Below are 17,625 nucleotides of genomic sequence, written 5' to 3'. Positions count from 1 at the left end.
CATCCCCGCTGAGTCCGCCATCCCCGCCAAGCTCGCCACCCCGCCGAGCTCGCATCCTCCGCCGATCGAGTAGAGCGAGGCGCCAGCCGAGCTCGTATCGAGATCCCCGCACCAACCCCGGAAAATTCTCTGCGCTATCTCCAAGAAAATCCTTGACGTCGAACACCAGTTCGAATACCTTGGATGGCATGAGAACTTCGGGGGAACTCATGACCACAGTCAATACGGTTGTCGATTCACTGAGCGACCTGCACTTCGACGACGATTCGGATCTGACCAAGCGGTCGGCATTCGACATCATGAGAGCGCTCATCGTGATGCGCAACCTGCTCGAACACCGCATGGCGACCGTGGCCGGCCACCTCGACCGCCTCGGCGTCGCCAAAGACCACGGCCGCAAGATGACCGAACTACTGATCGTCATGGGCCTCGCCCCCGCATTCGCCGCCCGGCTACAACGCGTCGCCGCGGCTTCGTCATCGTTGCCGACACTGCACGCACATGCCATCGACGGTGCGATCTCCGGTGAACACGTCGACGCCATCGTCAAAGGGGTGGCGCATACTGCTTCGCGGTCTGCGGAACCGATCGACGACGCGACGCGTCTGACCTTTGTGACAGATCTCCTCGGCCAGTTCTTCTCTGGAGCCACACCCGCCCAGATCGCCAAACGTGCTCGTGCACTGGGTAATCAGCAGGCCGACGACACGGGCGGAGTTCCCGCGGCCGAAGACCGTAATCTGAATACCCTGTCGAAATCCATTGATACCGATGGTCGCCTGGAAGTGCGTGCCGACCTCAACGTCGAAGTCGGCGAAAAGTTCCATGCCGCCATCGAAGAACTCGCCAAACCCCGGCCGGAACCCGACGGGTCACCGGATGCGCGGTCGACTGAGCGCCGCCAAGCCGATGCACTGGAGACACTGCTCGACATCGCCGCCCGCGGCACCAACACCGCATCCGCACCGCGGACTCAAACATTGATCACCGTGCCGGCGCAGAGACCCGCACAGGCGCAGTTGGAGTTCATGGGCTCGATCACCGAAGCCACCCTGTACACCCTCACGTGCGACGGCACCATCACCACCATGATCGTGGACGGGGAAAAGGTGCCCCTCGACATCAGCCGGGAGAAACGACTGTTCCCGCCGCCCATACGAAGAGCCCTGCATGAGCGCGACAAGTGCTGCATCAAATGCGGTGCGCCAGCATCCCGTACGCATGCGCACCATCTGCATCACTGGGCCGACGGTGGCGAAACCTGCCTGGAAAACGGATGTTTACTCTGCCCGTCCTGTCACGCCGACGTTCACCACAACGGCTGGGACGTGGTGATGGGATTCGACAAACACCCCTGGCTGATACCACCGGCCGCCTTAGACCCCAAACGGCAACCGATACCGGCTCACAACCGACGCACACTGAGTTTCGACAACCTGCCTTCGGCCGCCTGACCCGGCCGATCCCCGCCACCTGACCCGACGTCGCTCCTCCATTCCGAACACGCTCCTTCGGTCGAAGCAGCGGGAACGAAACGGTGCAGCGAGAACCCACCATCCGACGCGACGATTCACATGACTTCCCACGCACCTGGTCCCGGCCGGGACCGCATCTGTCCCTTGAGAACTCAATAGTGTGAGAATCGGGCGGCACCCTACGGTGTCGCGTACCCGACGGCCACCCAGATCAGGGTCTTCCGACCCCGAACTGAGTGGTGCGCGATACGCGACACCGTATGGGCGTCGTCGCCGATCAGGCGGCGCCGAGAACCCCAGTGGTCTCGATGATTTCATCACTCGCTCGCCGTGGCATGGCCAGCGCGGTCAGCGCGCCCACCACCGAGACGATCGCACCGATCACGAAGGCCACCTTGAATCCGTCCGAGTCATAGAACGTGGCGCCTTCCGCAACCATCGCGACATGCGAATTGTTCAGCACGGTGAACGCGACCACCGACAGCACCGCCGGGAAGATGCTCTGACTCACGGCGACAATGCTGGCCGTACTGGCCTGCAGCGTCGGCGACACGGCCTCGATCACCAGGTTCGGCACGGCCGCATACGACATACCCTGCCCCAGACCGAGGATCACCGCTCCAAGGATGATCGTCGACTTCTCCGAATGGTTGAACGCCACCACGAGCATGCCGAGCGCCATCAGCGAGAGGCCTGCGAGCATGAGCAGCCGCGGAGCGATACCACGGCTCACCAACACACCGACGAAGAGTCCGCCGGTCACGATCGCGATCACCATCGGAAGCTGGAACAGCGCGAAGTCCTCGGCCGACAGACCCCAGCCGTACCCGAGGCCCAGCATGCCGGGAACCATCACCATCATCGGCAGCAGCACCGCGAACAGCCCGGAGATCCCGTACGCGACACCAGCGCTGATGGTCGTGAGATACACCGGACGACGACGCAGCACATCCAGATCCACCAGAGGCGCGGCAACCGTTCTCGCCGACACCAGCCATGCGACGAGCAACGCAGCGCCACCGAGAAGATAGGTGAGGGTCGATGCTGCGGTCCAGCCCCAGGACGGACCGAAACTGACGCCGATGAGCACACCGGCGAGACCCGCCCCGAGCAGCACCGCGCCCACCAGATCGACGGTTGTCCGCACCCTCAGCGGCGACTCGTCGACGGTGACGAGAATCGCGAACCCGATCGCGACCACGACGGCGAAGAGAAACCAGAAGATACTGCGGAATCCGAAGTCGTCGATCAGCCAGCCGGTGAGGAACGGCGCCGGCACCGCCACCAGGCCCATCCCGGTTGTCGCAATGCTGACCGCCAGCGCGACGGCCTTCGGCGGGAACACATCTCGGATCAGCGAATAACCGAGGAATAGGCACGGGACGAGGAACCCGGCCAGTGCACGGCCGGCGATCATCACGCCGTACGAGGGCGCGATCGCCGACAACAGGCACCCGGCCGCAGCCAACGCGACACAGACGAGCAGGAGTCGACGTTTACCGAACATGTCCGAGAGGCGGCCGATGACGGGCGCGGTGACGGCGCCGGTGAGCAGGAATGCCGTGAGCAGCCAGGCCCCCTGCGTTGTCTGGTAATGGGTGACGATGAACGGCAGTGCCGTCGAGATCATCAGATAGCTGATCGCCAGGACCTCCAGCAACAGCACGATGGACACGAGACCGAGCACGAGCCGGGGCGTCCAGACCCGCTGGTCGTCGGATGTCGCCGCGCCAGGCGTGACGCTCGAGCCCTCGCTCGGAGTGGGTTGTACAGGCATCGCATACCTTCCATGGACACCGACCCACAGACCTCGGGCCGGTACGAAGTGATCGGCGACCACAGGATGTGGTGCCAGTCACATCACACCGGCGCCGAACTGCCTGCACCAGCCGAGGCTCCCGCTGTTCGGGACAGATTATCCGGCAGGGCTAGTCACGAAATATTCTGCACTGCAACCATATTGCGGATCTCACAGCCACCGACGCACACGACGACGTGGTCCCGCTCCACACGGGCCCACGTCGTCGGTCGGAATCGAGTCTGGTTGTCAGCGTTGCGTGGACCCCGCGTCCACGGGCAGTGTGACCGCGGTGATGTAACGCGCCTCGTCCGAGGCGAGGAACAGCGCGGCGTTCGCGACGTCGACCGGTTCGATCCACGGAACCGGCAGCATGTTCATCGTCTGGGCCGCCGCGGCGAACTCCTCACGGGTGGGGTTCTCCAGATCCGGCCGGAACGCCTTGCGGACCATCGGGTTCTGGATCATCGGCGTGTCGACGTTGGTTGGATGTACAGAGTTCACGCGAATGCCGTGCGGCGCCAGCTCATGTGCCAGCGACCGCATCAGGCCGACAATGCCGTGTTTGGCCGACACGTAGTGGGCAACTCCGGACAGTCCGCGCAGCCCGGCGATGGAGCTGGTCAGGATCATCGCACCACCGCCCTGTTCAATGAGATGCGGCGCGGTCGCCTTGCAGGTCTGCCACACTCCCGTGAGATTGACGTCGATCATCGTGTTCCACGCGTCGTCGGAGAGTTCGACCGCCGCACCCTTCGATGTGATACCCGCTGTGGCGCAGACGATGTCGAGACCACCGAGATCAGCGACAGCAGCGTCGACGGTGGCGCGGAGGAATGTGCCGTCACGGACGTCGACAACTGCGGAGATCACCCGTGAGCCCAGCTTCTCGGCAAGCAACGTCACCTCGGCGAGGTCCTCGGAGGTCGATGGCGGCGTCACTGTCGTCTCCACGGACTGGCAGATGTCGAGGGCGATGATGTCGGCGCCCTCCTCGGCGAAGCGCACCACCTGCGCTCGCCCGATGCCGCGTGCCGCACCGGTCACCAGAGCCACGCGCCCTGCCACGCGGCCCATCACGAGACCTTCGCCACGAGGCCGGCATCGACGACGACATTCGTGCCGGTGACGTAACGCGCCTCCGCGGACAACAGGAAGAGCACGGCGTTGCTGACGTCGACTGGGCTGACCCACGGCACGCCGAGCAGGTTGCGGGAGGCGAGCGCGACTGCTGCGTCGTCTTCGGCGGGTGCTTCGAGGTCGGGGCGCAGCTTCGCGAAGACCTGTTCATTGAGGATCATCGACGTACCCACCGATCCCGGGTGGACAGCGTTCACCCGGATACCGTTCGGGCCGAGTTCGTTCGCCAATGTCTGGGTCAGCCCGACGACGCCGTGCTTGCTCGCGCAATAGTGCGCGGTTCCCGCCATCCCCTTGAGCCCGTTGGTCGATCCGATGATCACCACCGACCCGCCCCTTTCCATCAGGGGCACCGTCGCCTTCACCGTGTGCCACGCACCGGTCAGATTGATGTCGACGACCCGTCGCCAGTCGTCATCGTCGATCTCCCACGATTGGCGGGCCTCCGGGTAGACACCGGCGTTGGCGACCACGGCATCGAGGCGACCGAGTTCGTCGACGCCTGCGCGCACAGCAGCGGCGAGGCTCTCGAAGTCACGGATGTCGGCACAAGCGGTGACGCAGCGCCCGCCCACCCAGTCGACCTCGCGCAGCGTGCCGGCCAGATCGTCGACCGACGCCTCTAGGTCGACCGCGATGACACTCGCACCCTCCTCGGCAAGCCGCACGCAGTGGCTTCGCCCCATCCCCTTGGCCGCGCCGGTGACCAGGACCACCTGATCGCTCATGCGGTTCATCTCGTTCTCCCGAAACACCTGTGCATGGCCGCGACCATAAGGTCAGGTGATCGCGCTGGAACCATCTGTCTCCCACTCAGCGGGCCACCGCCGAGATCTCTCCCGGACAACAGAATCCGCCACTCCGCGGGGCCGACCCACCGCACACCATGTCGTGAGCAACGAAGGAGGTTGGTATGACGACGGTTGCCGCCCGTGTGGCCCCACCACGTTCCGCGTCGGCCCGCGTCTCACGCGTCATCGACGAGACCCGGCACGCGAAGTCCATCGTGTTCGAGGTGCCCGCCGACCGCACGCACGACTTCACCTATCGTCCCGGGCAATTCCTGACCCTGCGCATCCCGAGCGATACGGCAGGGTCGGTGGCCCGGTGCTACTCCCTCGCCAGCTGCCCGGTCAGCGACGACGAATTGATGGTCACAGTCAAGCGCACCGCGAACGGATACGGCTCCAACTGGTTGTGCGACAACGTTTCCGAAGGAGACATCGTCGACCTGCTCCCGCCGTCGGGCGTCTTCACGCCGACGTCGGCCGACGAGGACCTCCTCCTCTGGGGAGCCGGGAGCGGCATCACCCCGCTGTTCTCGATCCTCAAGTCCACTCTCGCGACCGGGAGTGGGCAGGTTGCCCTCGTCTACGCCAACAACGACGCCGACTCGATCATCTTCGACGAACAACTGCGCGTACTCGCCGCCCGGCACCCGAATCGTCTGGTCGTGATCCATTGGCTCGAATCCGTCCGGGAGCGCCCAACCGCCGACCAACTCGCGCGGTTGGCCGAACCGTTCGCCGACCGACACTCGTACATTTGCGGTCCCGCGGGATTCATGGCGACCGTGCGGGACGCGATGGCGAGTCTCGGCGTACCGCGGTCACGGGTGCACGCCGAGGTCTTCGCATCTCTTCGCGGCGATCCCTTCGCCCAGCGCGCATCGGAACCACACGCACCGGAACCGGCCGCGGAGTCCGATGCCCTCGCCACGACGACCGCGCAGGTCGATACCGACGGAGACACCCACACCATCGACTGGCCGCGATCGCAGAACCTGGTGGAAGCGATGCTCGCCCACGGGGTCGACGTCCCCTTCTCCTGCCGCGAAGGGCAATGCGGCACGTGCGCGTGTGTCGTCGTCGACGGCGACGTGACGATGACCGACACCGGCGTGCTCGACGAGGACGACCTCGAAGCCGGCTACGTCCTGGCGTGCCAGGCCCGTCCGAACGGTGATTTCGCCCGCATCAGATTCTGATCGACAATCCACTCGAGAAAGAGGGAACAATCCTGTGTTGACCACGATTCGCCGGCGGAACGGCATCCGCCTCGCCGTTGCGGCCGTCAGCATCTGCCTGACGTCCGTCGGGATCGCCACGATTCCGGAGTCCGCACCGTCGGCATCCGCGGCTCCGGTCGCCGGCGCGAGCATCGGGATCTCGGCAGCCAATGCGCGTGATGTCGGCGGCTACGCGACCCGGGACGGTTCCACCGTCCGCACCGGCTTCGTCTATCGCAGCAATGCACTCAACACGTTGACCGATGCGGACAACCAGAAGCTCGTCGCACTGGGCATCACCGACATCGTCGACGTCCGGTCACCCAACGAGGTCGCCGCGAGCCCTGACAGTCTCCCGCCGGTCCGATACACCAAGCGGCCGATCTGGGATCCCGACAACGATTTCTATCTGACGGTCAACCGGATCATCGGTAGTGGCCCGGCGGCCCAGCAGCAGGCCCTCGGCGGGGGCAGGGCAGCGCGGATGATGCAGGACTACTACCGCTGGATGATCACAGATGCGGCCGCCCGCCGTCAGGTCGGCTCGACCCTGCGTGACATCGCCACGTCCTCCACACCGCTCCTCTTTCACTGCACGTCGGGTAAGGACCGGACCGGTCTCGTCTCGGCTGTCCTGCTGACCGCCCTCGGCGTACCCGAGCGGACCGTCTTCGAGGATTACCTCGCATCGAACTCTCGCCTCGCCGCGAGCAATCAGGCGCAGATGACGTACCTCGTCGACCGCGGTCTGGTGACCGACCCCGCGCTGTTCACCCCGGTCCTCGGCGTCCAGAGAGATTTCCTCGCGGCGTCGTTCGACCAGATCCGCCGGTCGTATGGTTCGTTCGACCGCTTCCTGGATCGCGGACTGGGCGTCGACGCGGTGACCGTGAAGGCCCTCCGGGCGAAGATGTTGCGCCGTGGCGGGCTCCCTCCGCTGTTCGGATCGCTCGACGGCGGCAGCTCGAACTGACCCGGAGTTACGGGCCTCCTCTGGCGTACCATTTCTGCAACGTGTTCTAATTCAGAACAAGAACTTGTTGCACCCCGCGGCGCACGAAGGGACTTCCATGGCCGGCGCGACCGATCCTGCAGAACAGACCACCACGGCACAATCCACAAAGAGCGAGACGTACGACGTCATCGTCGTCGGTGCCGGGGCGGCCGGCTTGAGCGCGGCCATCACGGCCGCCGCGAGCGGCCTGAAGACCGTCATCATCGAGAAGTCCCCGTACTGGGGTGGCTCGACCTCACGCTCGGGCGGTGGTGTCTGGATCCCGAACAACTCGGTGCTGAAGCGGGACGGTGTCGACGACACCACCGACAAGGCCCGCGAGTATGTGCACGCGATCATCGGCGAACACGCACCCGCCGAGCGCATCGACGCCTACATCGACCGTGGGCCCGAGGCGCTGGACTTCCTCATGAAGAACGCCCCGCTCGACCTCGAATGGGTGAAGAACTACTCCGACTACTACCCCGAGGCCCCTGGCGGCCGCCTCGGCGGTCGGTCCGTCGAGCCACGCCCGTTCGACGCCCGCAAACTCGGCGACGACCTCAAGACCCTGCATCCGCAGTACACCAAGGCGCCGCTGAACATGGTGGTCCTGCAGTCGGATTACCGCTGGCTCAACACCGGTCTCCGGCACTGGCGGGGTCCGCTCCGGATGGCCAAGGTCGGCAGCCGGTTCTTCTGGGCCCGCTCGCGTGGCAAGAAGCTCATCGCGATGGGCGCCGCACTCGCGGCCGAACTCCTGCTCGGGGTCCGTCAGCTCGGAGTTCCGCTCCGTCTCAACACCGGTCTCACCGATCTGCTGACCGAGGACGGCCGCGTGGTCGGTGTGGTCGCCGAGTCCGACGGCGCGACCTTCCCCATCCACGCTCGGCACGGCGTGATCCTGGCGTGCGGCGGCTTCGAGAACAATGCCGAGATGCGGCGCAAGTACCAGCGGGAGCCGATCGGTTCGGACTGGACCACCGGCGCACCTTCCAACACCGGTGACGGCATCAGTGCGGGACAGAAGATCGGTGCTGCGGTCTCACTGATGGACGACGCCTGGTGGGGCCCGACGATCCCGCTGCCCCGCGGTCCGTGGTTCGCGCTGTCGGAACGGTCCGTTCCCGGCACCTTCATCGTCAACGAGCAGGGACAGCGATTCATGAACGAATCGTTGCCGTACGTGGAGGCGGTGCATCAGATGTACGGCGGCGAGTTCGGTCAGGGCGAGGGGCCCGGCACCAATGTGCCGTCGTGGCTGATCTTCGACCAGACCTGCCGTAATCGCTATCTGTTCGCGGGAATCAACGCGCGCCAACCGCTTCCGAAGAAGTGGCTTGAGTCGGGTGTGGTGGTCAAGGCCGACACCATCGCCGAACTCGCCGAGAAGACCGGCCTGCCGGCGGACGCCCTCGCGGCGACCACCGAGCGGTTCAACGGCTTCGCACGGTCAGGTGTGGACGCCGACTTCGGACGCGGCAAGAGCGGCTACGACCACTACTACGGCGACATCACCAACAAACCGAACCCGAGCCTCGGCGCCGTGGCCAAGGCGCCGTTCTATGCGGCCAAGATGGTTCCCGGCGACCTCGGTACCAAGGGCGGCATCGACACCGACGCGTCCGGTCGCGCACTGCGGGCCGACGGCTCCGTGATCGACGGCCTCTACGCCGCGGGCAACACCAGCGCACCGGTGATGGGCCACACCTACGCCGGCCCCGGCGCCACCATCGGCCCGGCCTTGGTCTTCGGATATCTCGCGGCCCTCGATGCCGCGGCGAAAGCGCAGACCGCCGCACCGTCCACGAGCACCACAGGAGCCTGATCACCGTGCCCATCGATCCATCCGTAGCCGTCGGCGCCGATCTCGGCGAGGTCTCGTTCGAATGGTCGGCCTCTGACGTCGCGCTGTATCACCTTGCCGTCGGCGCAGCGGCCGACCCGATGGACACCGCCGGGCTCGCCTACATCGACGACGTCGCGCCGAAGGTTCTGCCGACGTTCGCCGCTGTCGCCGCGTCGTTCCACATGACCGAGCCGCCGACGGTGAACTTTCCCGGCATCGACATCGATCTCGCGAAGGTGGTGCACGGGAGCGAGAAGATCACCGCACACCGACCGGTGCCGGCGACCGGCAAGGCGACGAGCCGGACGCGGATCGTCGAAGTCCAGGACAAGGGCTCCGCGGCCGTCGTCATCCTGGAGGCAGCGACCTCCGACGACGCTGGTCCTCTGTGGACCACCCAGTGGTCGATCTTCGCCAAGGGCGAGGGCGGCTTCGGCGGCGAACGCGGCGCGTCCGCCAAGGTGGCCTACCCGGATCGCGAGCCCGACCATCGTCTGTCGGTGCCGACACTGCCGCAGCAGGCGCTGCTCTACCGGCTGTGCGGTGACCGTAATCCGTTGCACTCGGACCCGGAGTTCGCCGCGAATGCCGGCTTCCCGCGCCCGATCCTGCATGGCCGCTGCACCTACGGCTCGGTCTGTCGCGCGGTCACGGATGCTGTCCTCGGCGGCGACGTCACCGCGGTCCGCGAGTACTCGGCATCCTTCGCCGGTGTTGTGTTCCCCGGTGAGACGCTGGACGTGAACGTCTGGGACGAGGGCGAACAGCTGCTCGTCACGGCGACCGTGGCCGACCGCGACGGCGCGCCTGCACTCGCGAACGTGGTCCTCACCGTCGCGCGCTGACGGTACGAGAGGCCTTCGGTAACACGAGGTCTCGATACGCCGACTCGCTTCGCTCGCCGGCTACTCGACCGGCGGTGGGCACTCCCCGCTGACCGGCAGGCCACCACCGACCGGGGTGGGTACTCCCCGCTGATCGGCAGGCCACCGCCGACCCGCGGTAGGCACTCCCCGCTGACCGGCAGGTCACCACCGACCCGCGGTCGGTAGTTCACCGCTGATCGAGTAGACGACGAGCGTAGCGAGGAAGTCGTATCGAGATCATCCCGCGGGCAACAGCCCGACGAGCCCACGCAGATCGTCGTCGGACGGCACCTCGCGGACGAATACGACCCGATAGAGCAGGTATCCCGCCCAGCCGTCGACGATGACGTCGATCGGCAGGACGGCAGGTAATTCCGATCGTGTGATCCCCCGCCGCAGGATCTCCGCTCCTGGCTCCTTCCACGCGCGAAGGAGCTCGCGCAATTCGAGCTGCCCGGCCTCGCCGCGCTCGGCGAGCGCTCCGGCGACCACGGACGGCCCGCCCAACAACGTCAGGGTGTGCCTGAGGTCGCGGAGATGGCTCAGGGCGTCCCCGGCGACCGAACCCGTGTCAGGAGCCGGCGGCGCGGCGAGGTCAGCGGCGAAGGCGTCGGTGATGACCGCGGCCTTCGTCGGCCAACGTCGATACAGCGATGCCTTGCCCACGCCGGCACGGGCGGCGATGGCGTCCATCGTGGTCTGGTGATAACCGACCTCGTCGATGAGGCCCCGGGTGGCATCCAGGATCTTCTCGTCGAGCCGCTCGTCGCGTGGTCGACCTCGCCCTCGCAAAACCTCGCCGTCGACCATCTCACCATGCTTCCTCATCCCGCTTCCGGAATAACGGAACGACAAGTCTCGTTATTAGGAATGTACGACCCGCCAATGGGACGGGCCGGCCTTTCACGAAAGAGGTTCGCACCATGACTGCTCGATTCAGCGACAAGGTAGTGCTCATCACCGGCGCAGGTTCGGGGCTCGGCAGGGCCGCCGCCACTCGGGTCGCCGGCGAAGGGGCCTCCCTGGCTCTGGTGGACGTCAGCGAGCAGGGCCTCGCCGGCACCGCCGACGCCATCGCCGACATCGCCTCCGACGCGAAGGTGATCCAGATCGTCGCCGACGTCGCCGACGAAGATGCGGTCAAGGGCTACGTCGCCCGGACCGTCGAGACCTTCGGTCACATCGACGCGTTCTTCAACAACGCGGGCATCGAGGGAAAGCAGGATCTCACCCAGGACTTCGGCACCGACGAGTTCGACAAGGTCCTCTCGATCAACCTGCGCGGAGTGTTCCTCGGGCTCAAGCACGTGCTCGCCGTCATGAAGGAGCAGGGATCGGGCAGTGTCGTGAACACGGCATCGGTCGGCGGTATCCGCGGCGTCGGCAACCAGTCGGGATATGCGGCCGCCAAGCACGGCGTGGTCGGCCTGACCCGCAACTCGGGCATCGAATACGGCCAGTACGGCGTGTCCGTCAAGGCCATCGCGCCGGGAGCGATCATGACCCCGATGGTCGAGGGTTCACTCAAGCAGCTGGACCCGGAGAACTGGGAAGAGGCGGGCCGACAGTTCGTGAGCGTCAACCCGATGAAGCGTTTCGGTCGCCCCGAGGAGGTCGGCAACCTGGTCGCCTTCCTGCTCTCCGACGAGTCGTCGTTCATCAATGCGACCGTCATCCCCATCGACGGAGGGCAGTCCGAGAAGTACTGATCGAGGAGTTCGAGTGGTCTGCGCCACAGCGCGGTGCGTGTGACCCCAACCTGGTCGGCCGGGCAGTAATCTCGACGCGGACAACCGACGTCGACTTTGCCCGGCCGCCGGGCATCCGCGAGGAGAACTCATGAGTGATTCGCTGCAGTCCCTGCTCGACAACGATCGCCCCGCCGTGGTCGCCGACCTTGTCGAGGTGATCGACGCCGAGGTGTCGGACCAGAAGGGACTCGGCGGCGCCGCGGTGAAGACGGCCTACGCGGCCGCCCAGAAGGTCAAGCCCGGCGTCACCGCGTCGGCGACCGACAAGATGCTCCCGGACTTCCTGTCGGCACTTGCCCCCCTGTGGGACTCGAAGCCGGGCGGGGTCGCTTTCGGCGATCATCTGGTCGCCAATGGCGATGCTGCCGCCGAGGCGCTGTTGACGGTCACCGATGATCAGGCTGCGACCGCGAAGCCGTCGCTCGCCAAGGCATACAACTCGTTGCGAGGCAAGGCCAAAGGCTATGTCCTTGCAGCGCTCCCTCGTGTGGGCACCGCAATCGAGAAGCACGCAGGCTGATTCGACCAACCACGCGCGCGTCGCCGAGAACTCCTCGGCGGCGCGCGTTATCGTGTCAGGCGGCAGATGTGACGATGACGAGCAGGCCGACGACCACCGCGACCAACGCCGCCACCATCGACAGCACACGCCATACGTGCACGCGCACAGGCGAGTAGTCGGTACCTTGTGAAGAGGCGACACGGGATGGCGCCATGATCTCCCACTTTCGGTTGTCCGGGTCACCATCGACCGAACGGCCGACCATCGCCGGGATTTGTTACTGCAGTGATAAATGTGTCACATGTTGCGCTCAGGTTGACGTCGCCGACACCGCGTGTCTCGATTACGAAACAGCAACACCGCGGCCAGGGATCTGATGAGGTGAGGCGATGCGCCCGAAGATGAGTCGAGACGACCTCCGGTCTGCGTGGCTGATCTTGATCGCGTGCGCTGCGGTGAGCATGGTCGTCGCGGCGATGGCCGCGCTGAACACCGCGCTCCCCGCCATCGCCATCGACGTCGGCGCGGACGCCGGACAGATGACCTGGATCGTCGACGGATACACCCTTGCGCTGGCCGCACTGTTGTTGCCCGCCGGCGCCGTCGGTGATCGATTCGGCCGCCGGGGCGTGCTGATCGTGGGTCTCGTGATCTTCGGCATCGCATCCCTGATCGCCATCTGGGTGAGCAGCCCCACCGAGTTGATCGCGACTCGCTGCCTTGCCGGTGCTGCTGCCGCGCTCATCATGCCGACCACCCTCTCGTTGATCACCTCCGGCGTGCCGGAGTCGCGGCGCGCGATGGCTGTCAGCATCTGGGCCGCTGTCGCAGGTGGTGGCGCCATCGCAGGCTTCCTGGTGACCGGCGTCTTGCTCGAATTCTTCTCGTGGCACTCGATCTTCATAACCTTCGCCGCGTCGTCGGTGATATCGGCGGCGTTGTGCTTCACCATCGGCACCTCACGAGACCGCAATCCCGGCGCATTCGACTATCTCGGCACCATGTCCTCGGTGCTGGCCGTGACGGCCATCGTGTTCGGCTTACTCGAAGCGCCGCATCGCGGTTGGGATGATCCGGTCGTTCTGGTCTGCCTCGTCGGAGGCATCCTGCTCGTCGGGGTGTTCTGCATCATCGAGTTGCGACGGGAGTCGCCGCTGCTCGACATCCGCCTGTTTACCAACCGCGCTTTCGGGTCGGGATCCCTGTCGGTGGCCATACAGTTCCTCGGCTCCTTCGGCATGTTCTATCTGCTGTTGCAGCAACTCCAATTGGTGTTCGGATACTCGCCACTCAAGTCCGCTCTTGCCCTGCTTCCTTTCGTCGTGGGCGTCGGCATCTTTTCGCTGGTCGGCAACTGGGCCGCTGTCCGCTTTCACATGGTGAAGTACTTCATCAGCGGCGGCGTGCTGCTCTCCGGGGTCGGCATCATCCTCATGGGGGCCATCGACTACGACGACTATCTGTCGGTCGCATGGATTCTCGGGATCTTCGCCAGCGGTATCGGGCTGGCAAACGCGACGTCGACCACCGCGATCATGTCGAACACTCCCCTGGACAACCAGGGCATCGGGTCCGCGGTCAACGACACATCTCGCGAAGTCGGCGCGGCCATCGGGATCGCGTTGGCGGGAAGCATCGTGGCAGCGGGCTGGTCGTCGCGGATCGGCCCAGTGGCCGACGCGACCCGCGACCAGATGGTCGAGGCCGGACAGCAAAGAATCGCTGCCGGTGACGCTGCCGGCGGGCAGGCACTGGTCGCGCAGGCCGATGTCGCGGCCGACACCATTCGCCGGTCCCTCGCCGAGGCCAGCGCCGTCGCCGACCGTCTCGCCGATCAGGCGGGCCCACTCGCCGCCCGCATCCTCGACGGGGCCCGCGAGGCATTCATGGGTCCCCTGAGCCAGGCCTACATCGTGCTCGGATCATTGATCGTCGCCAGTTCATTACTGCTGTTCTGGCTGACGCCGATGCGCATCGTCGAGGAATCTCCCGACGCCACCGACGATTCCGGCCTCGCGGACGCCGACGGTGCCGCCCCCGCGGACACTGACTCCGACGCCGATACCGTCGATACGCGGCCAGGCGGCTGAATGCCGCCGGCTCGCCCATGATCTCGGCCGACAACCTGTTCGGCGCGGGGATGTCGATCGCGCTGCTCGTCGCGGTCATCGCGTTCACCATGACCGCCCGTCGGCTCCCCCCGGCCGTCGTCGCGGTGCCCGCCGCAGTTCTGGTGGTCGCGACAGGGCTCGCGCCATGGTCGAGCGCCGCGGACGAACTCGAATTCATGGCGCCGACGATCGCCTTTCTCGCGGCGATGTTGGTCGTCGCAGATATCTGTGCCCGGACCGGTGTGTTCGCCTGGGTGGGCGCGCTCATGTCACGCCGGAGCCGCGGGTCGCCGAACCGACTGTTGCGCATCGTGTTCGCGGTGGCCGCCGTGGTCACAGCCATTCTGAGCCTGGATGCGACCATCGTGCTGCTGACACCGCTCGCCGTCGCCGCTGCCCGCCGCGTCGGCGCACGGGTGACACCGGTCAGCATGGCCACCGCTCACCTGGCCAACAGCGCCTCGACGCTGATGCCGGTGTCGAATCTGACCAATCTCATCGCCTTCTCGGCGACGGGACTCACCTTCCTGTCCTTCACCGCGACGATGGCCGCACCATGGCTCGCTGCGATCGTGGTGGAGTTCCTCATCTTCCGGTTCTTCTTCGGCAAGGATCTCAGGGCCCGCCCCACTATCGCGACCGCTACCGGCAATGACTCGGTTGATATCCGCGACGACCCGCCGGCACCACGGTGGACGCTCACCTGCCTCGGACTGCTGCTGGTCGGATTCGTGGTAGCCGAACCCCTTGACATCCCGTTGGCCGCCGTCGCGGCCGCAGTCGCGGTGTTGATGGCCGCGCCGTTGCTGGTCGCGACCCCACGCTCGGCCACGATCCACGTGATCCGGGCGGCCAATATCCCGTTCCTCGCCTTTGTCGCGGCCCTCGGCGTGGTCATCCTGCCTGTACGTGCGGGCCCGCTCGGTGACGCGGTCGCCGAGCTGATCCCCTCTGACACAGGCCTGTTGGCATTGCTTGCGGTCGCGGCGCTGGCCGCCGTGCTGGCCAACGTCCTGAACAACCTACCGGCCACCTTGCTGCTGGTACCACTGGTCGCTCATCAGCCCGCGCTGGTACTCGCGGTACTGCTGGGCGTCAACATCGGACCCAACCTCGCCTACTTCGGCTCGCTGGCGACGTTGCTGTGGCGCGACGTGATGCACCGTCACGCCCTGCCGCCGCCCTCGCGGCGCTACTTGCAGCTCGGGTTGTTGTCGGTGCCGCCCACCCTGATCACCGCCGTCGTCGCACTGTGGATCAGTCTGCAACTCAGCTGACCCCGCCGATCGTGCACAGAAATCCGCCGACCGTGCGCAATCAGTCGATGCTGCTCACTGCTGCGCACAGTCGACGCGATCCAGTGCCCGATCGACGACGAATTGCGCACGCTCGATGTGGAATTGCGCCCGGTCGGCGGGATTCTGTACCCGATCGGCGGGTTACGAGTTGAGACCCGGGCGACCGTCTACGTCGCGGCGCCGGCGGTCTCGCTGGCGTCGGCGGCGGCGTTCTTGGCCCACCGGTAGTCGGCCTTGCCCGCCGGGGTTCGCTTGACCTCGTCGACGAACACGACGGTGCGCGGAACCTTGTAGCGGGCGAGGGTCTTTCGACAATGGTCCTGGATCTCTTCCAGCGTCGGCTCGATCGCGCCATCGGCCACCTGGATGACGGCCGCCACGCGCTGACCGTAACGCTCGTCGGGCACCGGGACGACCAGTGCGTCGGCGACCGCGGGATGCGCATGAAGTTCGGCTTCGACCTCTTCGGCGTACACCTTCTCGCCGCCGGTGTTGATGCACTGCGACCCGCGACCGAGGAACACGATTGTGCCGTCGGCCTCCACCGTGCCCATGTCGCCCAGGATCGATATCCGGGTGCCGTCCGGCAGGGTCGGGAAGGTCTTCGCGGTCTTCGCCTCGTCCTTGTAGTAGCCGAGCGGGACATTGCCGATGCGCGCGATGTAGCCCACATCGCCGGAACCGGGCTCGATCTTGTTGAGCGACTCGTCGACCACCATCATCCGATCGGTCGGCGGCACCCGGAGATTCCCGTTGTCGTCCATCATGATCTCGCCGTCGTTGCCCGACTCCGATGCACCGAAGTTGTCGCGCAACACCAGATCCGACTTCACCGCCAAGAAGCGGTCGCGCACATGCTGCGACCAGATCGCGCCACCGGACGTCACCGAGAACAGCGACGACAGGTCGACCTCATCGGTGCGACGCTCGAACTCCTCGACGAGCGGCATTCCCATGGCATCACCGACGATGAGGATGATCTGAACCTTCTCCGCCTCGACCGCGGACACGATGGCGACGGGGTCGAAGTCCCGCTCGATGACGAGCCGCCCGCCGAGGGTGAAGAAGGTGAACAGCGAGTACGACGCGGCACCATGCATCAGCGGAGCCGCAAGCAGGAAGGCGATCGACGGGAAATCCTTGACCGCAGTGGCGATCTCGGCCAGGTCTTTCCGAGCCTCGCCGTACGGGTTCCCGCCCGACAGCGGCTTCCGGAAGAAGTCGTCGTGCTGCCACATGACGCCCTTGGGGTAGCCCGTGGTGCCGCCGGTGTAGAGGAGGTACAGCTCCTCACCGTTGCGCGCCTCGAAGTCACGTTCGGTTGACTTCGTGTCCGAATCGGCGAACGACACGATCTCCACGGATCGGTCACCCGGGAGATCGACTGCGGCGTCCGACAGCTCGTTCTCGACCGCACCGATCACCAGAACGGTGCGGACCGAGGGCAGCTCGGGCAACAGCGCGGCCACGCTGCGCTGGTGTTCGGGAAGCTCGACGATAATCGCGCGCGAGTCCGAGTTATCGAAGATGTACTGCAGTTCGGGATTTGTGTAGCGATAGTTGATGTTCACCGGCACAGCCCGGATCTTCAGCAACCCCAGCAGGCTGGTCACGTGCTCGACACTGTTCTTCAGGAACAGCGAGACGTTGTCGTGGGCGCCGATCCCGGCACCCGACAGCATATGTGCGACCTGGTTGGCGAGCCCGTCGAGTTCGGCGTAGCTGATCTGACGCCCCTGGTAGCTCAGCGCGATGCGCTCGGGCACCGAATCGGCGACCGTCTCGAACACGTCGGCCAGATTGAACTTCATTGTCTTTCTCCCTTTTGCTGAA

General features: G+C 65.8%; 15 protein-coding genes. 9 read left to right on the top strand and 6 right to left on the bottom strand.

What is annotated here, in order from left to right:
• The first annotated feature begins 152 nt into the window (after positions 1–152).
• Positions 153–1,454, top strand: a complete 1,302-nt coding sequence (locus ACLQ3I_RS16700) for a DUF222 domain-containing protein (protein ID WP_425803352.1) — start codon at positions 153–155, stop codon at positions 1,452–1,454.
• Positions 1,455–1,752: 298 nt separating this feature from the next.
• Here the strand turns inward: ACLQ3I_RS16700 and ACLQ3I_RS16695 are convergent, their stop codons facing one another.
• The 3 genes from ACLQ3I_RS16695 to ACLQ3I_RS16685 form a co-directional block, all read right to left on the bottom strand.
• Positions 1,753–3,252 (bottom strand): MFS transporter, encoded by a 1,500-nt coding sequence (locus ACLQ3I_RS16695; RefSeq protein WP_425803349.1) that lies wholly within the window; start codon positions 3,250–3,252, stop codon positions 1,753–1,755.
• A gap of 270 nt (positions 3,253–3,522) precedes the next feature.
• On the bottom strand, positions 3,523–4,350 hold the full coding sequence (locus ACLQ3I_RS16690; RefSeq protein WP_425803346.1) for a mycofactocin-coupled SDR family oxidoreductase: 828 nt from the start codon (positions 4,348–4,350) through the stop codon (positions 3,523–3,525).
• On the bottom strand, positions 4,350–5,150 hold the full coding sequence (locus ACLQ3I_RS16685; RefSeq protein ID WP_425803344.1) for a mycofactocin-coupled SDR family oxidoreductase: 801 nt from the start codon (positions 5,148–5,150) through the stop codon (positions 4,350–4,352). The genes ACLQ3I_RS16690 and ACLQ3I_RS16685 overlap by 1 nt, the downstream gene beginning before the upstream one ends.
• A gap of 176 nt (positions 5,151–5,326) precedes the next feature.
• On the opposite strand from ACLQ3I_RS16685, the gene ACLQ3I_RS16680 reads away from it, so the two are divergent.
• From ACLQ3I_RS16680 to ACLQ3I_RS16665, 4 genes are all read left to right on the top strand, one after another.
• A complete protein-coding gene (locus ACLQ3I_RS16680; RefSeq protein ID WP_425803342.1) occupies positions 5,327–6,400 on the top strand; it encodes a 2Fe-2S iron-sulfur cluster-binding protein in 1,074 nt (357 codons plus the stop codon).
• Positions 6,401–6,437: 37 nt separating this feature from the next.
• A complete protein-coding gene (locus ACLQ3I_RS16675) occupies positions 6,438–7,394 on the top strand; it encodes a tyrosine-protein phosphatase (RefSeq protein WP_425803339.1) in 957 nt (318 codons plus the stop codon).
• 97 nt (positions 7,395–7,491) lie between these two features.
• Positions 7,492–9,243, top strand: a complete 1,752-nt coding sequence (gene kstD, locus ACLQ3I_RS16670; RefSeq protein ID WP_425803336.1) for a 3-oxosteroid 1-dehydrogenase — start codon at positions 7,492–7,494, stop codon at positions 9,241–9,243.
• A 5-nt stretch (positions 9,244–9,248) separates the two neighbouring features.
• A complete protein-coding gene (locus ACLQ3I_RS16665; RefSeq protein WP_425789809.1) occupies positions 9,249–10,109 on the top strand; it encodes a MaoC/PaaZ C-terminal domain-containing protein in 861 nt (286 codons plus the stop codon).
• A 258-nt stretch (positions 10,110–10,367) separates the two neighbouring features.
• Here the strand turns inward: ACLQ3I_RS16665 and ACLQ3I_RS16660 are convergent, their stop codons facing one another.
• Positions 10,368–10,958, bottom strand: coding sequence for a TetR/AcrR family transcriptional regulator (locus ACLQ3I_RS16660; RefSeq protein WP_425789811.1), 591 nt, complete (start codon positions 10,956–10,958; stop codon positions 10,368–10,370).
• Positions 10,959–11,053: 95 nt separating this feature from the next.
• On the opposite strand from ACLQ3I_RS16660, the gene ACLQ3I_RS16655 reads away from it, so the two are divergent.
• Positions 11,054–11,839: an SDR family oxidoreductase gene (locus tag ACLQ3I_RS16655; RefSeq protein ID WP_425803333.1), complete on the top strand. Its 786-nt coding sequence runs from the start codon at positions 11,054–11,056 to the stop codon at positions 11,837–11,839.
• Between the two features lie 130 nt (positions 11,840–11,969).
• A complete protein-coding gene (locus tag ACLQ3I_RS16650; RefSeq protein WP_425789815.1) occupies positions 11,970–12,401 on the top strand; it encodes a DUF6918 family protein in 432 nt (143 codons plus the stop codon).
• 55 nt (positions 12,402–12,456) lie between these two features.
• Here the strand turns inward: ACLQ3I_RS16650 and ACLQ3I_RS16645 are convergent, their stop codons facing one another.
• The gene (locus ACLQ3I_RS16645; protein ID WP_425789817.1) at positions 12,457–12,597 is read right to left on the bottom strand and encodes a hypothetical protein; all 141 of its coding nucleotides are present in this window, start codon (positions 12,595–12,597) and stop codon (positions 12,457–12,459) included.
• A 175-nt stretch (positions 12,598–12,772) separates the two neighbouring features.
• Here ACLQ3I_RS16645 and ACLQ3I_RS16640 point away from each other — a divergent pair, with 175 nt between their 5' ends.
• Entirely contained in the window at positions 12,773–14,473 is a 1,701-nt protein-coding gene (locus ACLQ3I_RS16640) for an MFS transporter (RefSeq protein ID WP_425803330.1), read from the top strand.
• 17 nt (positions 14,474–14,490) lie between these two features.
• Positions 14,491–15,771 (top strand): SLC13 family permease, encoded by a 1,281-nt coding sequence (locus tag ACLQ3I_RS16635; RefSeq protein WP_425803327.1) that lies wholly within the window; start codon positions 14,491–14,493, stop codon positions 15,769–15,771.
• 188 nt (positions 15,772–15,959) lie between these two features.
• Here ACLQ3I_RS16635 and ACLQ3I_RS16630 read toward each other — a convergent pair whose 3' ends face one another.
• Complete coding sequence (locus ACLQ3I_RS16630) at positions 15,960–17,603, bottom strand: acyl-CoA synthetase (protein WP_425789822.1); 1,644 nt, start codon at positions 17,601–17,603, stop codon at positions 15,960–15,962.
• Positions 17,604–17,625: the final 22 nt, after the last annotated feature.

This window comes from Gordonia sp. DT101 (assembly GCF_049844895.1).
Taxonomy (GTDB): Bacteria; Actinomycetota; Actinomycetes; order Mycobacteriales; family Mycobacteriaceae; genus Gordonia.
Note: the sequence above shows the minus strand (reverse complement) of the source record. Positions and strands in the feature narration are given on the sequence as shown.